The sequence below is a fragment of the Rhizobium sp. PRIMUS64 genome (assembly GCF_023006465.1).
Taxonomy (GTDB): Bacteria; Pseudomonadota; Alphaproteobacteria; order Rhizobiales; family Rhizobiaceae; genus Rhizobium; species Rhizobium leguminosarum.
The window spans coordinates 1-19,468 of the sequence record NZ_JALBGX010000076.1 but is presented as its reverse complement, the minus strand read 5'-3'; the positions used below and the strand labels follow the sequence as shown (position 1 = coordinate 19,468).

At 54.5% G+C, this 19,468-nt stretch carries 24 protein-coding genes, 3 pseudogenes and 1 riboswitch; of the genes and pseudogenes, 9 read left to right on the top strand and 18 right to left on the bottom strand.

Annotated elements, in window-relative coordinates; genetic code table 11:
- The first annotated feature begins 171 nt into the window (after positions 1 to 171).
- Entirely contained in the window at positions 172 to 405 is a 234-nt protein-coding gene (locus MOV76_RS25165; protein WP_247265530.1) for a hypothetical protein, read from the top strand.
- A gap of 551 nt (positions 406 to 956) precedes the next feature.
- Here MOV76_RS25165 and MOV76_RS25160 read toward each other — a convergent pair.
- The 6 genes and pseudogenes from MOV76_RS25160 to MOV76_RS40135 form a co-directional block, all read right to left on the bottom strand.
- A pseudogene (locus MOV76_RS25160) lies at positions 957 to 1,115 on the bottom strand (SOS response-associated peptidase); the annotation flags it as partial.
- Positions 1,116 to 1,207: 92 nt separating this feature from the next.
- The gene (locus MOV76_RS25155; protein ID WP_247265529.1) at positions 1,208 to 1,645 is read right to left on the bottom strand and encodes a VOC family protein; all 438 of its coding nucleotides are present in this window, start codon (positions 1,643 to 1,645) and stop codon (positions 1,208 to 1,210) included.
- A gap of 94 nt (positions 1,646 to 1,739) precedes the next feature.
- Positions 1,740 to 2,015: pseudogene (locus MOV76_RS25150) on the bottom strand (transposase); the annotation flags it as partial.
- A 69-nt stretch (positions 2,016 to 2,084) separates the two neighbouring features.
- Entirely contained in the window at positions 2,085 to 2,438 is a 354-nt protein-coding gene (gene tnpB, locus MOV76_RS25145) for an IS66 family insertion sequence element accessory protein TnpB (protein ID WP_247265528.1), read from the bottom strand.
- On the bottom strand, positions 2,435 to 2,659 hold the full coding sequence (locus MOV76_RS40140; RefSeq protein WP_247265543.1) for a hypothetical protein: 225 nt from the start codon (positions 2,657 to 2,659) through the stop codon (positions 2,435 to 2,437). Before MOV76_RS40140 ends, tnpB begins: the two co-directional genes overlap by 4 nt.
- Before the next feature lie 38 nt (positions 2,660 to 2,697).
- Positions 2,698 to 2,826: pseudogene (locus MOV76_RS40135) on the bottom strand (IS66 family insertion sequence element accessory protein TnpB); the annotation flags it as partial.
- A 223-nt stretch (positions 2,827 to 3,049) separates the two neighbouring features.
- Positions 3,050 to 3,132, top strand: a riboswitch (ZMP/ZTP riboswitch).
- 20 nt (positions 3,133 to 3,152) lie between these two features.
- Here MOV76_RS40135 and MOV76_RS25130 point away from each other — a divergent pair.
- The 3 genes from MOV76_RS25130 (at position 3,153) to MOV76_RS25120 (ending at position 5,264) form a co-directional block, all read left to right on the top strand.
- Complete coding sequence (locus MOV76_RS25130; protein ID WP_247265527.1) at positions 3,153 to 3,653, top strand: GNAT family N-acetyltransferase; 501 nt, start codon at positions 3,153 to 3,155, stop codon at positions 3,651 to 3,653.
- Between the two features lie 337 nt (positions 3,654 to 3,990).
- On the top strand, positions 3,991 to 4,491 hold the full coding sequence (locus tag MOV76_RS25125; protein WP_247265526.1) for a phosphotransferase: 501 nt from the start codon (positions 3,991 to 3,993) through the stop codon (positions 4,489 to 4,491).
- Between the two features lie 176 nt (positions 4,492 to 4,667).
- Positions 4,668 to 5,264, top strand: a complete 597-nt coding sequence (locus tag MOV76_RS25120; RefSeq protein WP_247265525.1) for a hypothetical protein — start codon at positions 4,668 to 4,670, stop codon at positions 5,262 to 5,264.
- Between the two features lie 84 nt (positions 5,265 to 5,348).
- On the opposite strand, the gene MOV76_RS25115 is transcribed toward MOV76_RS25120, so the two are convergent.
- Positions 5,349 to 5,864, bottom strand: coding sequence for a hypothetical protein (locus MOV76_RS25115; RefSeq protein ID WP_247265524.1), 516 nt, complete (start codon positions 5,862 to 5,864; stop codon positions 5,349 to 5,351).
- 352 nt (positions 5,865 to 6,216) lie between these two features.
- Here MOV76_RS25115 and MOV76_RS25110 point away from each other — a divergent pair, with 352 nt between their 5' ends.
- Positions 6,217 to 7,047 carry a hypothetical protein gene (locus MOV76_RS25110; protein ID WP_247265523.1) on the top strand — a complete coding sequence of 277 codons (831 nt, stop codon included), beginning with the start codon at positions 6,217 to 6,219 and terminating at the stop codon, positions 7,045 to 7,047.
- A gap of 194 nt (positions 7,048 to 7,241) precedes the next feature.
- Positions 7,242 to 7,454: a hypothetical protein gene (locus MOV76_RS25105; protein ID WP_247265522.1), complete on the top strand. Its 213-nt coding sequence runs from the start codon at positions 7,242 to 7,244 to the stop codon at positions 7,452 to 7,454.
- Positions 7,455 to 7,498: 44 nt separating this feature from the next.
- On the opposite strand, the gene MOV76_RS25100 is transcribed toward MOV76_RS25105, so the two are convergent.
- The 3 genes from MOV76_RS25100 to MOV76_RS25090 form a co-directional block, all read right to left on the bottom strand.
- A complete protein-coding gene (locus MOV76_RS25100; protein ID WP_247265521.1) occupies positions 7,499 to 8,041 on the bottom strand; it encodes a hypothetical protein in 543 nt (180 codons plus the stop codon).
- A gap of 119 nt (positions 8,042 to 8,160) precedes the next feature.
- Positions 8,161 to 8,316 carry a hypothetical protein gene (locus MOV76_RS25095; protein WP_247265520.1) on the bottom strand — a complete coding sequence of 52 codons (156 nt, stop codon included), beginning with the start codon at positions 8,314 to 8,316 and terminating at the stop codon, positions 8,161 to 8,163.
- A gap of 46 nt (positions 8,317 to 8,362) precedes the next feature.
- Positions 8,363 to 9,418, bottom strand: coding sequence for a hypothetical protein (locus tag MOV76_RS25090; protein WP_247265519.1), 1,056 nt, complete (start codon positions 9,416 to 9,418; stop codon positions 8,363 to 8,365).
- 730 nt (positions 9,419 to 10,148) lie between these two features.
- Between MOV76_RS25090 and MOV76_RS25085 the strand changes: the two genes are divergently transcribed.
- Complete coding sequence (locus tag MOV76_RS25085) at positions 10,149 to 10,415, top strand: DUF982 domain-containing protein (RefSeq protein ID WP_247265518.1); 267 nt, start codon at positions 10,149 to 10,151, stop codon at positions 10,413 to 10,415.
- Positions 10,416 to 10,709: 294 nt separating this feature from the next.
- Positions 10,710 to 11,075, top strand: coding sequence for an HNH endonuclease (locus tag MOV76_RS40375; RefSeq protein ID WP_408987999.1), 366 nt, complete (start codon positions 10,710 to 10,712; stop codon positions 11,073 to 11,075).
- A 157-nt stretch (positions 11,076 to 11,232) separates the two neighbouring features.
- Here MOV76_RS40375 and MOV76_RS25080 read toward each other — a convergent pair whose 3' ends face one another.
- The 5 genes from MOV76_RS25080 to MOV76_RS25060 all read right to left on the bottom strand — a co-directional run bounded on the left by MOV76_RS25080 (position 11,233) and on the right by MOV76_RS25060 (position 16,579).
- A complete protein-coding gene (locus MOV76_RS25080) occupies positions 11,233 to 12,006 on the bottom strand; it encodes an SOS response-associated peptidase family protein (RefSeq protein ID WP_247265517.1) in 774 nt (257 codons plus the stop codon).
- Between the two features lie 156 nt (positions 12,007 to 12,162).
- Positions 12,163 to 12,363 (bottom strand): hypothetical protein, encoded by a 201-nt coding sequence (locus tag MOV76_RS25075; protein ID WP_247265516.1) that lies wholly within the window; start codon positions 12,361 to 12,363, stop codon positions 12,163 to 12,165.
- Positions 12,364 to 12,664: 301 nt separating this feature from the next.
- Entirely contained in the window at positions 12,665 to 13,816 is a 1,152-nt protein-coding gene (locus MOV76_RS25070; protein WP_247265515.1) for a hypothetical protein, read from the bottom strand.
- Between the two features lie 149 nt (positions 13,817 to 13,965).
- Positions 13,966 to 15,417: a calcium-binding protein gene (locus MOV76_RS25065; RefSeq protein WP_247265514.1), complete on the bottom strand. Its 1,452-nt coding sequence runs from the start codon at positions 15,415 to 15,417 to the stop codon at positions 13,966 to 13,968.
- A gap of 853 nt (positions 15,418 to 16,270) precedes the next feature.
- On the bottom strand, positions 16,271 to 16,579 hold the full coding sequence (locus MOV76_RS25060) for a thermonuclease family protein (protein WP_247265541.1): 309 nt from the start codon (positions 16,577 to 16,579) through the stop codon (positions 16,271 to 16,273).
- Between MOV76_RS25060 and MOV76_RS25055 the strand changes: the two genes are divergently transcribed.
- Entirely contained in the window at positions 16,478 to 16,996 is a 519-nt protein-coding gene (locus MOV76_RS25055) for a hypothetical protein (RefSeq protein WP_247265542.1), read from the top strand. The two genes, MOV76_RS25060 and MOV76_RS25055, sit on opposite strands and share 102 nt — an antisense overlap.
- Positions 16,997 to 17,156: 160 nt before the next feature.
- Here the strand turns inward: MOV76_RS25055 and MOV76_RS25050 are convergent, their stop codons facing one another.
- The 3 genes from MOV76_RS25050 to MOV76_RS25040 form a co-directional block, all read right to left on the bottom strand.
- Positions 17,157 to 17,492: a hypothetical protein gene (locus MOV76_RS25050; protein ID WP_247265513.1), complete on the bottom strand. Its 336-nt coding sequence runs from the start codon at positions 17,490 to 17,492 to the stop codon at positions 17,157 to 17,159.
- Positions 17,493 to 17,611: 119 nt separating this feature from the next.
- The gene (locus MOV76_RS25045) at positions 17,612 to 18,562 is read right to left on the bottom strand and encodes a hypothetical protein (protein WP_247265512.1); all 951 of its coding nucleotides are present in this window, start codon (positions 18,560 to 18,562) and stop codon (positions 17,612 to 17,614) included.
- A 222-nt stretch (positions 18,563 to 18,784) separates the two neighbouring features.
- Positions 18,785 to 19,210, bottom strand: coding sequence for a DUF4259 domain-containing protein (locus tag MOV76_RS25040; protein ID WP_258719827.1), 426 nt, complete (start codon positions 19,208 to 19,210; stop codon positions 18,785 to 18,787).
- Positions 19,211 to 19,468: the final 258 nt, after the last annotated feature.

The window sequence follows — 19,468 nt, the reverse complement described above, 5'->3', positions numbered from 1 at the left end:
CGCTAAAATTGCAGTCTTCGAAGGTTCTGCACGCTCGACTTTAGGACTATTAGTGGAGACCTCTGAGTATAAATATCGTAATTGGGTAACCGGTGTTCCGCTCCCACGTTGACGTCGCTGCCCAAATGAACTCAAACTCGATCTAAAAGAGTTGCGCGATATGGTGACCCGATGAATATCGCCCCTATTCGCTTCACCAAGATCGGCCGCGAACTCAGGCTCCTGAGGGCTGGGTATGAAGGGGGTGTGGTTCCTGAAGCTCGCGACGGCTGGTATTGGTGGTTACGCACGTCGGCAGGTCGGTTCGCGGGCTCAGCCGGAACCATTGAAGGAGCAAAAAGCTCCCTCGGCTTCGTGATCCACAAAATCGAGAATGGCGAAGACCCAACCTGGAGGCTGGTCTGACCATCGCTTAGGCTGCCGCATCTAAAAAACGACAGGCTAAATCCACCCCGCAGATCGCTGCGGCCTACCACGTCAACGAGACCGCCGTGCGCCGAGCTTACGGAATCATCCAGAACGTTTTTAGATCGCCTACGGTATATATCGGCTACGGCTTAGTGCCGCTGTTGGTCTACATGCGGGCTTTATCAAAGAGGGTACATGTCTAATTTGGCCGTCGCCTTGGCAATCGTCATTTCCTATTTAGATCGACGTTCCGCCACATCCACGAGGATGATGACATCCAGGTTTTGGAAGCTGTCGCGGCAGAGCTTCAGCAAACTCCGCCAGACGAAAAGAACGAGGTGGTCTCGGCTCTCGTTCGTATTGGCAGAGCCGATCTCATCGACGGGTTGGGTTTGAGGTAGATTCAATGACGAGCGCAACCGCTGTTCGGGTTTTCGGACGGTCTGTAGAATATTTGCGACATGGAAATTCCTCCGCGCCAGCTTGGTGATGACGTCGAAGCACCGGCTAAACGATCCCGGCAAGAGATCGCTTAACGACGCGCGGGCTCAGAGAAGGTTCGGCGGCGACACCGGCTCCCCCGACGAGGAGACAATGGTCGAACCATAGGGCTCCCGCGACGTCACCATAATCTGGTCGTTCGCCAGCGGCCGGGCCAGCGCTTTCGCCTCCTCCCAGGGTGCACTCATCCAGACAACAGTTTCTTCGTAAGCGGTGTCCCGCTTGCACCTTGACCGAGCTGCGTTTTGTATAGTGCCGAGTGCTGTAACGCGGATGGCAACCATGCAGCAATTGGCGGTCAGTGCTCGATTTGCTCAAGCTCAAGGACGTTTCCTTCTGGATCGCGTGCGTAAGCGATCAGGTATGGCTTCTCTGATGTCCCAAAATCCGTGATTTGGCCGATCTGCGCCCCACCAGCTTGGATGATCTTCGAAAGTGCGTCGCTAATGTCTTCCATCTGGAACGACAGGTGACCGAAGCCGGGTTCGTTAACTCTTGGCTGATGACGATGATGGGTAACCGTATGCTCGTGTATTTCCAGAAATGGGCGTTCAAGTTCGGGGAATTTGAGCCAGACCGTGTATATCTCAGAGTTCGGAAGGCCATTTCCTCGCGAAACGATTTCCCCGGACAACATCTTGGGTGCGCGAAGCAATTCGCATTTCATGACATTCACGTAGAACGCTGCGAGCGCTTCCGCATCGCGAGCCACCAAGTTGATGTGAGCAAGTTTCATGGCGTTCGTTATCCTCGTCCATGAGGCGACCATATCGATTGGTCGAGGGCAACGGAAGAAGTCGCCTTGTGGCCAACTGCAGCCCTGGCGCACATTTACTCGGCCGAGCGTCCGCCTCTTCTTCGGCGTGGATCGCGGCTATGGCCGTTTCCAGGTCTTCCAATGCCAGATCGAACTGGTCGGGATCGGTCTTCTCGGACTTGCGCCCGAAGGCTGCCTGTTTGAAGGCCGCCACCAGTCTCTCAAGCCGTTCGATCCGCTGATCCTTGCGGGCAATCTGGGCGTCTTTGCCTGCCTCGCGTGCCTGCGCCGCAATCAGCAGCGCCTTCAGGGCAGCAACATCATCGGGAAGATCGGCGGCGTCCAGCATAGCCAGAACCTACCAAATCCCACGCCGATTTGCCTTTGGAATTAGCCGTCCTGAGTCATCGTGCCGCAGCTATTCGATAGTCTCCGGCGTTCTCGTCCTGACGGAATGTACCCGCCGCCAATCAAGGCCCGCAAACAGGGCTTCGAACTGGGCATAGGGCAGTGTCATCAGTCCATCCTTGATGTCGGGGCAGGTGAAGCTGCGTTCTTCCAACCTCTTGTAGGCCAGTACGATACCAGAGCCATCCCAATAGATCAGCTTCAGCCGGTCTGCCTTACGAGACCGGAACACGAACACCGTTCCGGTGAACGGGTCCTTGTGCAGTTCGTTCTTCACCAGTGCTGCCATTCCGTCATGACCCTTGCGGAAGTCGACCGGCTTGGTCGCCACCATGATCCGCACGCGGTTCGATGGAAAGATCATGTCGTCACCGCCAGGGCACGCGCAATGGCCGCGATCCGGGCAGCAGACGCACCTTCCTCAAGACGGATGGTGACAGGGCCGACGACAATCTCGGCGCGGGAGACTGCTTTGGCAGTCGGCGGCTCCGGCGCGGGCGTCTCGACAACCATTGCCGTGAATTCGACTGTATCTTCCGGCTCAGGCAAAACCAGCTTGCCCTGCCGCGCCAGTGTGTTCGCCACGACGACAGGTGGTTCGCCTTCAACCCGTGGCGCTCCGCCACCTCGTTCACCGTCACCCCCGGATGCAAGCTTTCCGATACGATCCGCGCCTCTACCTCCTCAGGCCATTGACGATGAACCTCACGTCGACTCCGCCGCGTCGTGAGAACCTCCAATGTAGTCTCCATGGAGAAACTCCTTGTCGCTCGTCCATGGAACGTCGATCACAGATCAGGCGACAGCGGGCAATGTGGGAATAGAACACCGGTTGCGTAATTGGTGGAATTTTCTACATAAGCCGGAAATTTGCACGCGAAACGCGGCCAACGGTCGCTTCCTGGGCTCAAAGCGGACTCTGATTGGACCTGACTTACGCATGGATAGCGTTTGTTCTGGAAGATGATAGGCTGACACTTCCTGTGTTACTGGCGACAAGAGATGGTTCACCATCGGGAAGCATAGGAAATCAACCGCCGCTCGCCTGGGCACCATTCAAACTCTGAAGAGGTGTCCTATGCTCCATATCGAAATCCGAAAAGCCGACGAAACGGAAGCCATAAAGATATCAGAAGTCCTGCAATCCGTGGCCATGTGGTTAGAAACCGAGGGCCCGGGAAAGCTGTGGCCAGCCGCCAGTTTTGATCTATCCGAGATCACGCAAAAAATTCACGCGGCAGAAGTGGTCGTGCTCAAAGCTGACGGTGAAATCGCTGCATGTATGTATGTTGAGCAGAGTGACGGTGCGTTTTGGCCGGAAGCTGATCCCGGAGAAGCGCTCTATCTTCACAAGCTTGCCGTGGCCCGCTCCTTCGGGGGGCTTGGCTTATCGCGCATGATGCTGGATTGGGCAGCTCAATACGCCAAATGCGCCGGTTACCAGTTCCTGCGCCTCGACTGCACTCCTAGACCCAAACTTGTTCAAATCTACATCAATGCCGGTTTCAGCCGCGTAGGTGAGGATACTGTCATCGCAGGCTTCTTGGTCGCTCGTTTGCAAAGAACCTTGAGCCGTTAAGTGGGTCAGGCGATAGACGCGAGAGCGAAGGAATTTGGGGCGATAGTGGCACCATCGGTCCCTGGTAGTCACCATCGCCATAGACAAGGAGCTGATGGCCTTCTTCGCGTTCTGCGTGACTGGAAGGTGCAAGCGATCTTCACTGCAGCCAACAGCCGCTCCCAGTCTTCGCGGGACCTACACGATCTTACCAAGGGTATTGGCCTTCGCAGCGGCACCGCCGAGAATCCCGGCAGCGCTGCACATCATTGAGGTCTTTGGTTCGGTGGCAGCGCGGCCATGACAGCGTGCCGAATGGCTGGCAGTGTCGTTCCTCCCTGGGAGGGTTCCCTCGGATTTGGACCACTTCGATGATGAACAACTCTCGGCCGCTGCAGCATTGTTGCGGCGCTTTCACGATACAACAGCAAGCCTGGTCAGCGACGAAGACGGTGGGACCGAAGTTATGTGCCACAATGATTGGGGACCGACCAACGCCGTGTTCGTTGACGGCTTGCCCACGGGCTTCATCGACTTCGACACTATGGCACCCGGTCTTCGCCTCTGGGATTTGGGTTACTCGGCCTTCACCTGGCTCGACCTCGGCAATCCGGACTATACTGGCGACGAACAAATTCGGCGGCTGTTTGTTTTTGCCAACGGATATGGATTGAAGCAGTGCTCCGCTGCTGCAATCGCTACCTATGCTTTAGCGCGACAGACGGCGCTGGCGGTATCGGGAAAAACACAAGGTAATGCCGATATGGCGGCCTGGGCGGAATCGGCGGCAGCGTGGACCGTCCTTAACGTGACCGAGCGATTGGCACCCACCGGCTACGGACTGGTAGCGCGGGCCTAACCCGCTTCCGGCACTTCTAAACCACCAGCTGCGCTCTATCTGAAGATTTCCTTCTGGAAATGGCTCCGTAAATGCATGGCAAACGCCACCGGCCGTGGAGCGCTGGCAATTCGCCAAGAGCAGTCATCAACTGCGAATATTAGTGACCAATTGATCGCGATACTGGAGGTCAGAGGATGCAGCAACACCACTTGGGGATTTTGATTGGTGGCAGTTCGCATGTTGGAAAATCCACACTGGCAAAGAGCTTGGCTGTCTCGCTCGGTAGGGAACTCATTTCCACAGACAAATTGGGCCGCCACCCCGGTAGACCGTGGCCGTTGCTCCGTCCCCAGGTAGCTGAATATTATTCACGTCTCTCCGATGATACCGTGCACTGGTTTTTGAAGGTTCATCACGAGAATATGTGGCCGTACATATGTTGGATCATCGAAAATCAGAGGCAGCTTTTGAAGCCCTTCATACTTGAAGGGTCAGCACTGCGGCCAGAATATATGACGAAACTCGATCCAAGCCTCGTCAGAACCGTGTTTCTGTACGCAGAAGACGACTTCTTACGTGCCCGTATGATGGAAGAAGCTGGCTACAAGGACGCCACTCAATCGGCAGCTTTGATCATCGAGAAATTTGTCGAGCGTTCGATCCGCGACAAGAGGGAAATGCTAGAGGCAGCGCGAGAGGCCAAACTTCAGTGTGTTGATGTAGCTTACCCGGAAGCCCTTGAAGCTTTGGCCAAGGAACTCGTTACCGGCTACTATGTGGCCAATGAGTGATGACTTCTTCAAGGTGATAGCGGAAGATCACCTTGGTTGGAAAGCGCCGACGGCAGCCGTTGAAGCCTGTGACGCCGTCGCCTCTCACGTTTCTTTCACGTCAACAAAAACATCACCATTAATTAGGCCAGCTCTTACCGTAGCTGCGAACCGATATGTCTCTTTCGCAATATGCTCAATGGCGGAACTGTCGCCTGCTCTCGCGGCCACACCCTGTGTAGAGTTCCAAACTTTTTCAAGCTGTGCACTGATGCCGCTAGTATACGCCAGCAATGGATCATCAGAATACACAGAAATCTGCATTTTGTTCGCCAACTCCTGATCAACAGGAAGCATAAGTGTGTTTCTTAGCTCATTAAAATCAAAGAGGCCTCTGTCGACGAGCAAGGCAATCATCGGATGGCTCGAAAATTGTAAAGGGATAACGTGAAAAAGTTTGAACGCGCCAGATTCGCTGAGAGCTTCGATGTCAATTGCCTTGATTGCCTTAGCGGACGAGCGCTGACCGCTACGTAACGCGGTAATTTTCCGCGCTATACTGAATGCCGCGATGCCAACCAAAGATGTGAATGTAATCAATGTGCCAGACGAAATATTCATGTGCGATTTCTCTATTTGCAATCGAAGAACCGAAAATGGGTTGAAAGGCGTTGTTTAGCGTCGAGGAGTTTGGCACCCGGTCGATGTACACGATCTAAAGAAAGTAATTTCTCATCGACTCGTTACAGATCGCTTTATTTTCAATCCAAAATTGCTGCCGATTTTGCCTTTTTTCGAGAAGCCGGTGACTGCTTCGAGCCGAAAAGAGATGAGTTCACACGGTTTGCCGTGGGCTATCGAGATTGAGGAGGGCCTGTCGAAAAAGACCTTTCTGGTTCGTCGTCGGGGCTCTAAAACCATTGCCTATGGGAGGTCGAGGCGATAGCAATTATCTGATGTTATGGGGATGTGCATGCCAATCCACTTCAATTTGCGGTCAACCTTCTACTTAATTAGTGCAGTCTTTTTTCTATCCATGATTGCGACCGTTCCGGCGGACGCAGGCCAGAAGCCACTCGAAGATCGGCCGATGGATTTTGCTCTGGTTCATGATGGCAACTGCAAGGAAACTTGTATCCAATGGATATCTGCCGAAGGCGCGATAACTTCTGACACGCCGAAACGGTTTAAGACCCTTCTCAGGAGCCTCAAAGGCCGGAAATTTCCTGTTGTGTTTCAGTCTAACGGCGGCGGCGTGGACGCCGCGCTTTCAATTGGGCGTATGATCCGAGCGGCCGGTCTCGAAACCGCAATCGGTAGGACCCGGCTAAACGACTGCCCTATGCTTGAGCCGCGCTGCCCACAAAAGATCGTCAGGAATGGCTGGTCCGTAGGCGAAGTTCACGCTGGAGGGGCCTACTGTTTCTCAGCCTGCCCACTTGCCCTAGCTGGCGGCAAGGTCCGCGCTGCGGGTGTTACTTCCGATATCGGCCTTCATCAGATAACGAACGGCCGCAAAAACTCCGGTTATGGGACGGCAGGGCGAAGAAACCTGGACGCAATTTCGACGAGGTCTGATCTCGTGTTGAAGCGGATGCTTTCTAGCTATCTCGACGAAATGGGAGTCAGCCGAGACGATGTTTTCGCTATGATGGGACTGGCGACGCCTGACGGCCTTTATCGCGTCCAAAACGCTGAAGCACTGAGATCAGGCGTAATTACGAAAGTCTTCTCGGATACCGAGGAACCCGGCTATGTAAGTCATGCAGCCGATCCCCAGGCATCCGAAGTCGTCGTGGAGTGAGACGCTTCGATGGAACCGGCTTCGGGACGACGAGTTGGAGGCGCTCATCTATCGACTCGTGCTGCCCGCAGGCAACGCAGCCTTTAGAAACGCCGCCGGTATCGGCTGAGCATTCTGACAATCTGTCCAGGAATTTGAAGCATTAGGGTTCGAGATTATACTGGGGCAAACGGACCCAATCGGAGCTTATCGCCATGACCAACGAGAAAACCACGGCCGTAAGTCGCGTGATCTCGTTCATCAAAATCGTGGGGACGGTGTCGATCATCGTCGCTGCGACCGCAATTGGCGCTCTCATCGGTTGGGAGAATCATGGGCTGGTTGGAGCTATGGCTCTCGGCTTCGTTGGCCTCGTCGCGGGCGGTTTTCTCAGTTCGCCTGCGTTTCTATTGCAGGTCTTACCTTGATCAAGGCAGCACGACAGCTCCGGTCGGCAAGAAAGTGGCCCCCTTCATCCCCGTTGTGAGCTTTCGAAATAGCGATTTACGATGTCCTTGACTTCGCTTGAACTGAATCCTGGAACCCATCTGTGCGGAATCGCGACGGTCCTTTCAAGAGGCTGCCGCTTGCGCAACTGTTCGAGTATCTCAGGATCAGCGTCCTTGCGCACGGTCAGATAGATCAGCCCCGCCCGGCCGGTCTGAGGAATATCAACGCGTTCGATCATTGACCAAGGGATGAGCTTTGGCAGCTTTTGACCGGTGATGCCGTCGGGACCGATCATCATTAAGGGTTTCGTGAAGTCCACCTGCCGCGCCTTTACCGCAACATAGACGATGACGGAGAGGAACAGGATCGCGAACAAGCCCTCTCCGACACCACTGGTGGGTCTGCTCATTTCGACCTGCCCAAGGGCGATGAGTGAGAGGTAGACGAAAAAGAGAGCCATGACGCCAATGAACATGAAGAGTATTCTGACGCTTCCGCGCAAGACGAGAATCGGCTGCGTAGTACCTTGGTCGCGTTCGGGGGTTGAGCTGATTGCCTCAGACATCGGTTAAATTAGCTCCTTCATGTGAGGGGTGCCGCTACGGACTGTGTGAAATAATCCGGTATTTGGTATCGAATTCACCATTCTATGCACCGCTGTGCCGGAGGCGCGAATGCCGGACATCAATTGTCGAACATTTGAAACAGCACGAGAGTGATGAGCATGATCACGACCGCGACAACTGTGCGCTCCACCCAACGCATGAACACTGATTTCGAGGAATTGCCCGATATTAGATTGCTCAGGATGTCTCCAAGGAAGAGGAGCAAACTATCCATTCATCATTTTCTCCTGTAACCAGTTCCCAATCGAGATCGGCGCTCCTCACAGAGTGCTGTAGTTCGTATTTACCCACAGCAACTGCTTACCGTCCTTTGACCACGTCGCATTCACGGCCATTCCATATGGAATCGATCCAAACGCCCGCCGAACGACGCCCTTTGTTGGGAATTTGGGACCGTTCTTGCGTATCGAATACATGCCGACAACCCGCTGTGTGCCGTCCGACTCTATGTAAGGACGAGCGCTGCTAAAGGCATTCGGCACGTCAAAACCTTGCGCTTTGAACCAGTCTGTGGCGTAGGATAAATCCTCGTAAGAGCCCAGCAGCCTGAACATGCAGACGTTCGCTTCCTCATCGTTATCTATTCTCTCCCAATCCATCTCCTTCAGGCGGTCTTTCGAGAGATCATCCGTCTCCGCCTTTCTCAGGCAGGACACTGGATCGGGGAAATCCATCATGGCGACCTTCTGGGAAGCGGTCAGCTCTCGTTTGTATTCCGCTTGGAAGGGCGGTGTTCCCGCACCAGGCTTAGAAACAACGGTGACCCAAAGCAGCTTGCCGCCATAGTAGAGATAGCCAGAAAGTTGGTAACCGAGATATGCCAGCAGGACATAGGCGGCGTAGTTCACCAGTTTCCGGGTAGAGGCGGGCCCCCTCTTCCGCCAGACCTGCGGCCAACCACCTGCGGATTTTCCCGCGAGCAGCCAGTAGAGATAGCTGACGGCAGCGGCAGCAAGCAGGGCGGCCGCAAGTCTCAAGGGATCAGTGATCGGAAAACCCGTCGCCAGCAGCCCAGCAATGAGCCAAATCGCAAAATACGGTAGCCAGCTCTTCGTTGACCTCCATTCCGCCGCCGCCAGCACGATCAGTAACGGTGCCGTGCCATTGAAGAGATAGCCCGGCGCACGGAATAACAGTCCCCACACGAGCGCTTCGAAGACCAGAGTGCTGCCACTTTTTGCGCTGCCTCGCTCAATGTGATCTGAGAGAGAAAGATATGTCGGGACGGCGTTGAAGAACTCGAACAACGCCGCAAAAACGACGATGCATAAGATTGTGACCAACGCGATCCTAAGCTGCCGAACTAAGGTTGCCATTTCTAGATTTCCACGGAAATCATCGCGTTTCGAGGAAGCGGGCAAGAAGAGGCTGAGCCCATTCGGCGGCTTTTTCGTGAGATGATCATGATCGCACCAAGGCCCTCTGCGATCAGAGTTTGCCCCACGTCGCTTGGCTGCGAGGTTGAATTCCCCTGCATTTTAATGAGACGACTCCATGCGCCGGGTCGATTTTTTATAATGAACCCAGATGACGGCCATGAGACCGAGCATGGCGAAACCATACCAACTGAGAAGAAGGGCAAGTACCCATGGATGCTCACCGCCAAGAGTGAACATTGCTGCAGCAAGGGCAACGTGGGCTAGGAGAAATCCAATCGCAATATACAGCACCAGTCACAACCCTTGTTAGTAATTTGATTGTACGCAAAACAACCGCTTCTTCCAAGATGGGCCTGCCATCAGCTCGAAAAGCTGGTAAACGGGCGATTACGAAATGCCAGTTCGGACCTTCGCGCGAAATTTGCTGAGCTAGCGGTTGCAATTTGACCAGAATCTCGTCATCTCGGCGTGCTGCCGTTGACCATAGTCGCAACAAAGGCCGACGCAGCTCAGGGCGCTCCGGCATTAGGTCGTAGAGCGCCCTCTCCTTTTTCAGACGCAGCTCTTCGACGACGTAGCCATCAGTTATATTTTTCAATCCAGATTTAAGATACGCGCGTATATGGCGCGTGGGGATTGCAATATGTGCCTTGAGGGGTCGGGGACAATGAACTGGAACACATCGTCGGCATTCACCCCAGTCGGGCTAGCTCTGCGCGGTCGGGGAGCGCACAAGATTGTATGCACGGTCGGCGATGCAGCGCATTTCCTGATCAAAGATTGGCCCTGCGGTGACGGCGACGAATACGTCGCTGCCGTAAAAGCCTGCGTCGACGCAATTAACGGACAGATTGGTCCCGAGCAGTTCCGAAAAGCGCTATTGCGTGCGGCCGATGAGGCGGGTATCGCTGCCCTTACTGTCGTTCACCGATGACAATCAGTAAGAGAGCGGCTGGCTGCGATAATACGGTCTGCATATCCCCTGTTGTGGTTGACAATCTGGCTAACCCATTTACCTTGGGGTCGGACGGAGGCAAGTGGATATGCTTGCTTGGGGTTGGTTTAAGGCCCGTCAACGTGGCGCAGAATCTAGGTGCTCGTACCGTTCAAAGACTGCGGAGTGACGCCATCAGGCGTCGTCTTGTGCGAGGAATATCCTCCCAACTGAGGGGCGGTCCTTTGGTCCGTTGCACGTCCGCTTCAGCAATGAAGCAATGGACGTGGACTCATGAAATCAAACAGCCGCATACAAATTCTTAGACGTAGAGCAGCCGAGAACCAAAGGTGGCAATGCTATTATTGCCAGCAGCCCATGTGGGAGACTGATCCAAAAATCTTCAGCGCACGCTTCCGAGTCACCGACCGCGCCGCGTTGCACTTCCGGTGTACGGCAGAGCATTTGGAGGCTCGATGTGACGGGGGGCGGGATACCGAGGAGAACGTCGTCGCTGCCTGTCTGTATTGCAACAAGAACCGTCACAAGAGGAAGCGGCCGAAAGACGCCGTGTCCTATGGGGACCTCGTTCGATCACGGATGGAGCAAGGTCGGTGGCATCCTGTTGCGCTGACGCATATCACGGCCCCCACAGGGTAGTCCTCCAATGCCACGCTTTGCCTCGAAGCGGACCTCGTGATCGTGGTAAGCCGCGACGCGGGCTCCGATTGCGGCTTCGTGCACTTTGGGACATCTAAAACCTCCGCTCATTGGCTATTGAACGGTTAACTTCCTGAGATCGATGATGTTTCTGCGTTCAAAGAAAGGTCGGCAGGGACACCGGCTCCCCGGACGTGGTCACGATGGTCGAACCATAGGGTTCCCGTGACGTCACCACGATCTGGTCGTTCGGAAGCGGTCGGGCGAGCACCTTCGCCTCCTCCCAGGGTGCACGCATCCATACATCCACCTCTTCTTGGGTCAGCAAGAGGACCGGCATCGCCTTCTGATGGATCGGCTTGACGATGTCGTTGGGATCGGTCGTCAAGAAGGCGTAGAGATCGTCTGCGGTCAGGCCATCTTTGACTTTCCGGACGCTTTGCCACTGCGGGACGTGCACGCCCGCGAAGAACATCAGCGGCTTGCTTTCGTCACGGGCGAACCAGGCGTTCGGTGTGCTGCCGCCCTCCTGCTTGCTGGCGGGGTCGGGCTCGGCGAAGCTGGTCACCGGCACGACGCAACGGCTCTGGACACCGAACCATTTCTTCCAATGCGGAAGATTGAGATTTCGGATGTTTGTGGTGCCCTTATCCGGCTCCATCCGGATGAGCAACTCCATATCGACCGGCTTGCCCTTCTGCCGCAATTTCTCAGCCCGGGCTTCAGCCGCCTGCTTGATTGCAAAAAACGGCGACGGCAATCCCCACCGCGCATGCACAAGCTGCTTGCGGCCATCAGCAGTGTTGCGAACGATTGGCCCCCATTGGTCGGGGTTCATTTGATAGGCGGGCATCAGGTTAATCAGGCTCTCGGCATCCTGGGCCCATTTGCTGACCCAGTCCTTGTCCTCCATGCGGTAGAGATTGCACATGATTACAACGACCTCGGTTCCCGTGGTCGACAGCGTAACCCTTCCGATCAGGAGGTCAAACTTTCTCTCTGGAGCCGCCCCCCTCGAATTCAATTCAGAGGCGCTTTCTTATCGACATCATCAGCAGAGCGTCAGATCGGCGTTCGCGGCAAGTAATCAGCGTGTGATTATCTGCCAACTCGATGATTGCAGCACCTCGTCCGCCCGCCCCGCTGCCACTGCACGGTCGACGAGAGCGGCGAATTCCAAGTGAATTGCATCGCGGCATCGTTTGAAACGATCCGAATCGTCCCCAGAAACATCACGCGGGCACATTTCGTCGATCTGAACATGTGCCGCTGGATTAAGTGCGTCCATGGACCAGGACCTCCTCAAGGTATCATCTGGCTTGGGTGGCCGCCGTCGCATCAAAATCCTTGCCGCCGACAACGGCTTTTTTCTGTCTGGGCGGCCGCCGGGATCATCGTTGAAGAGAGGAGAAGAAGGAAAAGAGTTACAGTACCGTGAGAGCCTGGAGATTATAGAAATCCCTCCACCCAGTCGACTTTCGGCTTGCGAACATGGTTTTACGGTAATGAAAACGATGGGCCTACCGGCAACAGCCAACATGCGCAGTTGGGCGCAAAGTCCGGCTATGTCATGTCCGCCAACTCTCCGGCTATTGGAACTCAAATCCCCAAGCTTTGGAATCGAGATATTCGCGAGGCGGCTGCATTTCGTTCATGTCAACGGGCCGACGGGTGAATTCCACCGTGTCAAAGCTTTCGACCGCACTCAAGCCGGACCAGTAGTCGTCTTTCAAAGGAATACCGTCGGAACTGATGCACTGCTTTTGGCCTGCATCAGCCGTGTTCGGCATCAGGTCATACCATGTGCAATTCTCGCCTAGAAACCGATCCTGCTTGCCCAGATTTTCCATTCTCCTTGACATGCCGAAGCCTATGAAGGGGCGCTTCGGGTCCACGGGGGAACGAGCAGCCTCGATCCTACGCTGCCCCTTTGATGACAAATAAGAAATTCCCTGGTTTTCAAGCTCGTTCCAAACCGTGAACTGGATCGATCCGTCCTTGCCCGTCCGTTGACGAAGCCACCAAGGATAATGTCGCAACAAACGCACTTCAGACGTTCTGTCTATCGACGGATTCTCAGACGCCCTTGCGACTAATTTCGCTTCGAAGTCGGTGGCATTCGGAGGACGATCCGGGTAATTGCGCAGAGGTCTGAGCCACGTGCTGGCGTCAAAAAGCTGGCTGGGGGGCATTACCTCGGCTTCCGGCACCGGACCGCGCGCGATCTCGGTCAGTCGCGCCTCGGACATCACGTTGCCCTGGGAGAAGAGAACTTTTGTTGCGACCTCGATCCCGTCGCTGCTCAAGCAGGTCATCCAAATAGGGCTTGGCGGAGGGCCTCGAACTATTTGCCGCCATCGACACTCCTCGCCGCCTATGGTTTCGACATCATCCGTTTCTTTGACCTCCTTGATGCCGAGATGTTCGCGCGACAGATCGGCCTGATTGATAGTGAAGCGATTTATCTCTTCCCCGCCCTTCTTGCCTGTCGACAGTACAATGTTCTGGAAGAAGTGTCCGTACCAGATATGTGTCTCGTCATGTTGTGTCTCCTCAACGTGCGTCCAGCCGTTGTGATGTTTCACGACCCTCCAATTGTCCTTCCCATCCCCGTAGGTCTCCCGCACAACCATCTTCGCCGTGTAGTCTGGGACGTTGGTATTGGGGAGGAATGGAACTTGGTCTGCATGGGCGGCACCGGTCGCCAGCGCAACGGAAAAGAAGACGGTCAGTCGGTTCATTAATTGCACCCTCGTCACTACGTTTGCGCAGGCGTGGAAACACCGCCAGCCCCCGGCGATGATACGAAGATCATCCAAAGAAGGAAACACCTCAGCCGGAGCGAGCACACCGACTGAGGTTGGCGAGATCGCGGACGTTTTGTTGCTAACTAGACCAGCAGGAGATCGGCATCGAAGGATCGCTGTGCCGATTGCCACAGTTCGAAGCCGTCCGGCGAAGACGGATCAGCTATCAGTTGCTCCTCTGGTTCCGGGAGACTCGGGAAGACGCATAGGATTTTTTTCGCATCGATCACTTCCGTGTAGACCACGAAGAAATCGTCCACCATTTTCCCGAGGACGTCTTCCTGGAACGATCCTCCGCCGGTATTGAAGGTGGCTGATCCGATGAGATATGGGTCGCCATCATAGCCACTAAGGGCAGCGGCCACCATTCCACTTGTCAGTGCAAAGTTGGCCCATACGTTGTCCTGAACAATTTGAATGTTGGCGACAAAGTCGTTGTCGCTCTTATCAATCCAGTCTGATTTTTCAATCGCATCCCAAGTAATTTGACTACTTATGACTCCGCCGTAGAATCCCTCGGTGGCGAAAATGTAGTACGTGTCGAAACCATCGCCCCCCAGAAGGAAATCTACCTCGCCATCATACCACTCAGAATGAAGCGTTGAGAGGTTTAACTGATCTGGATTACCCGCTCCGCCGATTAGGATATCGTCGTCTGCGTCTCCGAAAATGTAGTCGCTACCAGCCTCCCCAAAGAGCTTGTCGGAATACGAATTTCCCGAAAGGAAGTCATCGCCGTTTCCACCGAACAATTTGTCGCTACCCGTGCCTCCGTACAGATAGTCGTCCCCAGAACCAGCGTGGATTACGTCATCACCGCTTAGGCCAATTAATAAGACCGGGACCGAGAAGTCCCTTGTGTCGATTTCATTCCCGCCAGATAATCCCGCCTCTCCGAGATCATCAACAAGCACCAATCCGGTCAGATCGCTCAAGCTGTCCGAGAAAAGATCAAGCGTCGCTAGTTGGTCCTCCGAGAGCGTCGAATGATAGGACGCGCGCTCAACGAACAGAGGATCGTAATAAGCGTCCTTGGACATTTCACCAGCAATAATCTGCTCAACTTTGACTGTGTCGCCCACATAGTCATATCCACTGTTCTGCAGAAAATTCGGGGGAACGCCCCTGTTCTCACCGTCTGTATAGCCCATGACGCCATGGATAATCTCGTGCATGAGCGCCTGTTCGAAGGAATAATGTGATACTGTCCCCTCGGTATCGATAACGCACTTACCGTCCAGGGCCTGCGGGTCGTACTTGACCAAAAATGAGCTTTCTTCCGAACTCATCACATTCGGGACGTGCTCGAACGTAAGCGTTTCGCCCGCTGCCACAACATCGAAAATACTCCGGGCCGTTGGGGAGATTCTGTACAAATCAGATATCAGCGCTCTGATGCGCGCCTCCTCCCCAACGAGGGCATCGACGAAATTAAGGTTGTTCAGAACCTCTTGAATTCCCATCAGGGTTTCTCCTTTGGACATGATGGATACGAGCATCGAGAAAAGAACAGGCGCGTCACCGTCAGGCAACAAGGGCTCAGCCTCCTCGAACAAAATCTAAGTTCGATTTAGATATAACGCATCTTCGGCAGGCGAACTGTCAGAATTGACGAAATATAAGATGCTGGCGTAACGATACCAAAACGGATCTATACGCAATTATTCTTGCCGCGAAGCCCCCTTCACCGAAATATTCTATTCCTATCAGGCAACAAATATAGGTCCCGATGGAGCGGATACCGGGAGACATTGTCATACGAAGCTTTGTCAGCAGCCGCTATGTCGACTGTTTCTCATAGCGCTGCACGAGGTGCCGACGTGAAGGCAAGAGAGGCCAGCAACGCACAAATGCGACGGGTCTTACAACCAACGCCGAACGTTGCGGAGCCCTGGTCAATCGCGACATCGACCCTTGATTGCGAAATTCCGCAGAAAGCGCCACTGATAATACCCCCATAAGTACAACGGCCTCACATTAATAGTTCATAGGTTGCACAAAATGCAAGCTCATTCCCAGAACTGGTGAAGGCAATCTCAACAGTCACCCCGACCCTCGATCTGGATCGTCGTGCTGGATGGGGCGAATTTAAAAACGACGCGATTGCCGCCCACAGCGACTGATCCGCTTCCCGGAAGAACAAGCTCTTGGCAATGATGTCACGGCCTGGAGCAAGCGCCATCGCCACTTTTGGAGCGGTCGCCCGCGAGAACGTATGTCGACTCCTGCCAAACTGGATCGACACGAACCCGCGCCAGGGTCACGCTCCAGAGGTATTATTCCTGAGACTAATCGAAATCGAGAGCGCGATTAGCTGACTAAGCGGATCAACGTGAACATGCATTAACAAGCCATTCAACATGCGAAAGGGCCCGCCGGAACATGGGGTTATTCCCTGCACCAGGGCCGAGGCGTCGGCGGACAGCTCGTCCTGCCACACGCAAACGGCACAGCAAGACCCTCGCTAATCAGGATGCTGGCTACATCCTTCCCGTCGACGCGCAATATTCCGCAGGAGCGGCCATAGTTACATTCGCTAGTGCCTTCGGTGCCGGGCCCACACGCACATGCGACTTTTGTCAGCTGGGCACTGCCATGGGCAACCAGTTCCCGAAGACGCGACGATGCCCGTTCTCCCAGTTGACGCTCATATTCACACTGCGGCGAGAATTTCTCCGGGGTATTGAAGCCGACCAACCGCGTGCCGGTGGCATCGCCGACGACATGAACGGTATCCCCGTCAGTCACCGTGAATTCCTGGCTTTGCGAACCCCTCAAGGCTGCCGGAGCCGATTGAAATTGCGCTCGGCCGAATTCGAATGCCTGCTGTCCGACAGCAACGGTCATCACGACCAAAAATCCAATGGCAAGATTTCGAAGACGCCATCTCAACCGTCTACCTGCCCGACCGAAACGAGGTCGGTACAATTTGGTGGGTTGGGGGCGAGGCGGATAGGCGGTGACCGTTCGTGGCGGCAACGCAATCACGTTGTCCGGCCGCCCGAGGATTTCGAAAATCTTGCGCCACTGTTTATCGGAAAGGCGAGCCTGTCCGCCGGATCGTTCGAGACGAGCGTGAATGTCGGTCAGAAACGTGCGCTGCCAAGCGGTTAAATTCTGGCGATGCAGTGCAACTTTGATGTCGTTTCGGAGGTTTCCGGCTGGGTCCATTGGTATCGCCACTTTGTATACGCAGCGAAGCATAAGGATGCAGGTCGGAAGAAACGGTGAATCCGTTAGGTCAATACGCATGTGCCAGGCGGCGAGCAAAATCCTACCAAACTAAGGCAATTGGCTCCTTCTCTTCGACCGCCACCTCGCACGCTTTCAGCAGATCAATTGCGCAATATTCTCTCAAATCAAAAGCGCTGATGTCGTCACGAAGACGCTGAAGGTATTCTGTAAGCGGAAAAATCAGCTCTTTTGCATCCTCTGCTGAGATCAGAATGTGATCATCAGCATCGTTGATTGACTCCATTATGCCCAGGATGATTTTTTTAGTGTTGGCCCTGCCATCATTCGCAGCAACTTCAGACAGGACGGTCTCGAACTTGGTGCCGGACTTGTCCTCGCCGACGAACGAACCACAATAGATATTAACTCCACCCATAATCGTTTCTCCGATCTTGTGTCATTGCAGCAGTGAACGTTGAACGCACATTGCTACTGCTCTTTGCGATAAAATAGACTGTGCGGAAGAGCGCTTTGCCGCGCATAGGGAACGAACGTTTACGGTTTTAGAGAATTGAAGATCGCACGGGCATTGGTCGCAACAGTCGCCGACTGCGTTATGAAAAGCTCGGCAGTGCTCCTGAAATCGTACGAGATGGTGAGCTTGTCTGATAACTCCTCTTTGGCCGTGCAGTAGAGCCAAGGTTGGCTTTTGGAACGATAGTCCCGGCATTGAGCGAAATATCCGTCCGGCCGCTGCAGGTAGAAGTCATTCTGCGAGCGATAGGTTCTGAGGCCGTCCGAAGCCACGGTGGGCTGGTTCTTCAATATCGCTTCACGTTCACGTACCGAGGGGTCCGAGGCCTTGACGGAAACTGTCATTTGGACAGGCTTGTCGGGAATAACGTCGGTCGGGATCAGGTGACAAGCCATCTCGGCCCACGGATATTCAGGGTGCGGGCGCGAGCAAAACGGTCGGTTAGTCTGCATCTCTCTCCGCGATGGGCTGCCATCCAACGTGAAGACCACGGACTTCAAGGTCGCGTTGCCTCCATCTGCCTCGCTACAGAAGGCGCGAGCATCTGGGTTGCTCCAAAGAATGTAATGGTCGTCGTTCATTCCATCGCCGTAGAGGAAGATACCAGGCGCGACTGGAATCGCTATGTCGACATCGGCGATCCGGGCCGGATGCAGGTTGTCGAGGCATGCGGCAGAGGGCGGCGCATAGCGAGCCTCCCTGATTTTCTGCTGGGTCCAGGTGACCACGAAATAACTGCCGAAGCCTATGATGAAGACGATAGGAAGCACGTATACGGCCCGCAGTGCCTGCACTCGGGTCGTGCGTCCGATCACCACAAGCCCGCTTGCAACGGAACCGCTGGCGGCACCAATCATCACGAAGACAACGAGAATGATCCCCAATGCCGCGCCAGCCCCGTCCGAGGCATTGACACTCGCGTATTCGATTTTGGCCAGAACTGCCGCCACGAGCCCAGCGGGAACGAGCAACCACCACCGCCACCAAAAGCACAAGGCGAGGAAGCCAATGGCGTAGGGTGGGAGTATGAAACTGAGGAAGTGCATGAGATCATGATGCTCCGCGCTGGTATGAGGACCGTATCGCATCAACCTTCAGAGGAATCGTGAAGAACATCGGTTAAATTGCACGCAAGCAGTGGCCGCAACCGCAATGAGGAGGAGAATCCAGCAATAACACGTTTGAGAACTAGCTCATTGAGCAAGAACTTTGAGCACGGAACCCCGCAATCGCTTACAGTCAGCTTCAAAATCACCGCCTTCACCAGCGCTCATCCAAAGTGTTTTCAGCTCCGTTTCCGAAGCGTCCAATCGTTCCAACGCCACCATGATCCGCTGTCTGAGATTTGGGATTTTTAATATTTTCCCGGCATCGCGCCTAATCGCTAGTTTGTGATCGTCGATGGATGGAGGAGTTGGTAATCCTCCCGCGATTGCCACAACCTCACACATCGCCCAGAAGGTTTGTTCTGTCTCCGCCGGAATAGGTTTCCCTAAATCCGAATACTCAGCAATTTCGGCAAGCGGGGTGGTCACAGCAAGAAATCCCAGCCGGTCGAACAGTGCCATCCAATCACTCGCAGCATCATTTTCGAAAACGTCTTTGCCCCATGTACCCATAGGATGTCCTGTAACTCCTGCACCAATGGGCGCGGTCTACGAAAAAATAGGAGCGACCGCAATTAACAAGAAGGTCCGATCCAAACGCCGCGTTCCCTTCTAATGAAAATTCCGGCTCTTCAGCTTCAACTGATCGATATGAAGGTCAGGAATTTATCCCGAGCCCGATACTATGCCGAGCCCATTCCCTAAAGCCCGAGATTTCCGGTAATCCAAGAACGAAAGCTCGGCATAATAGTCTGTCTCCGCAACTGCAAC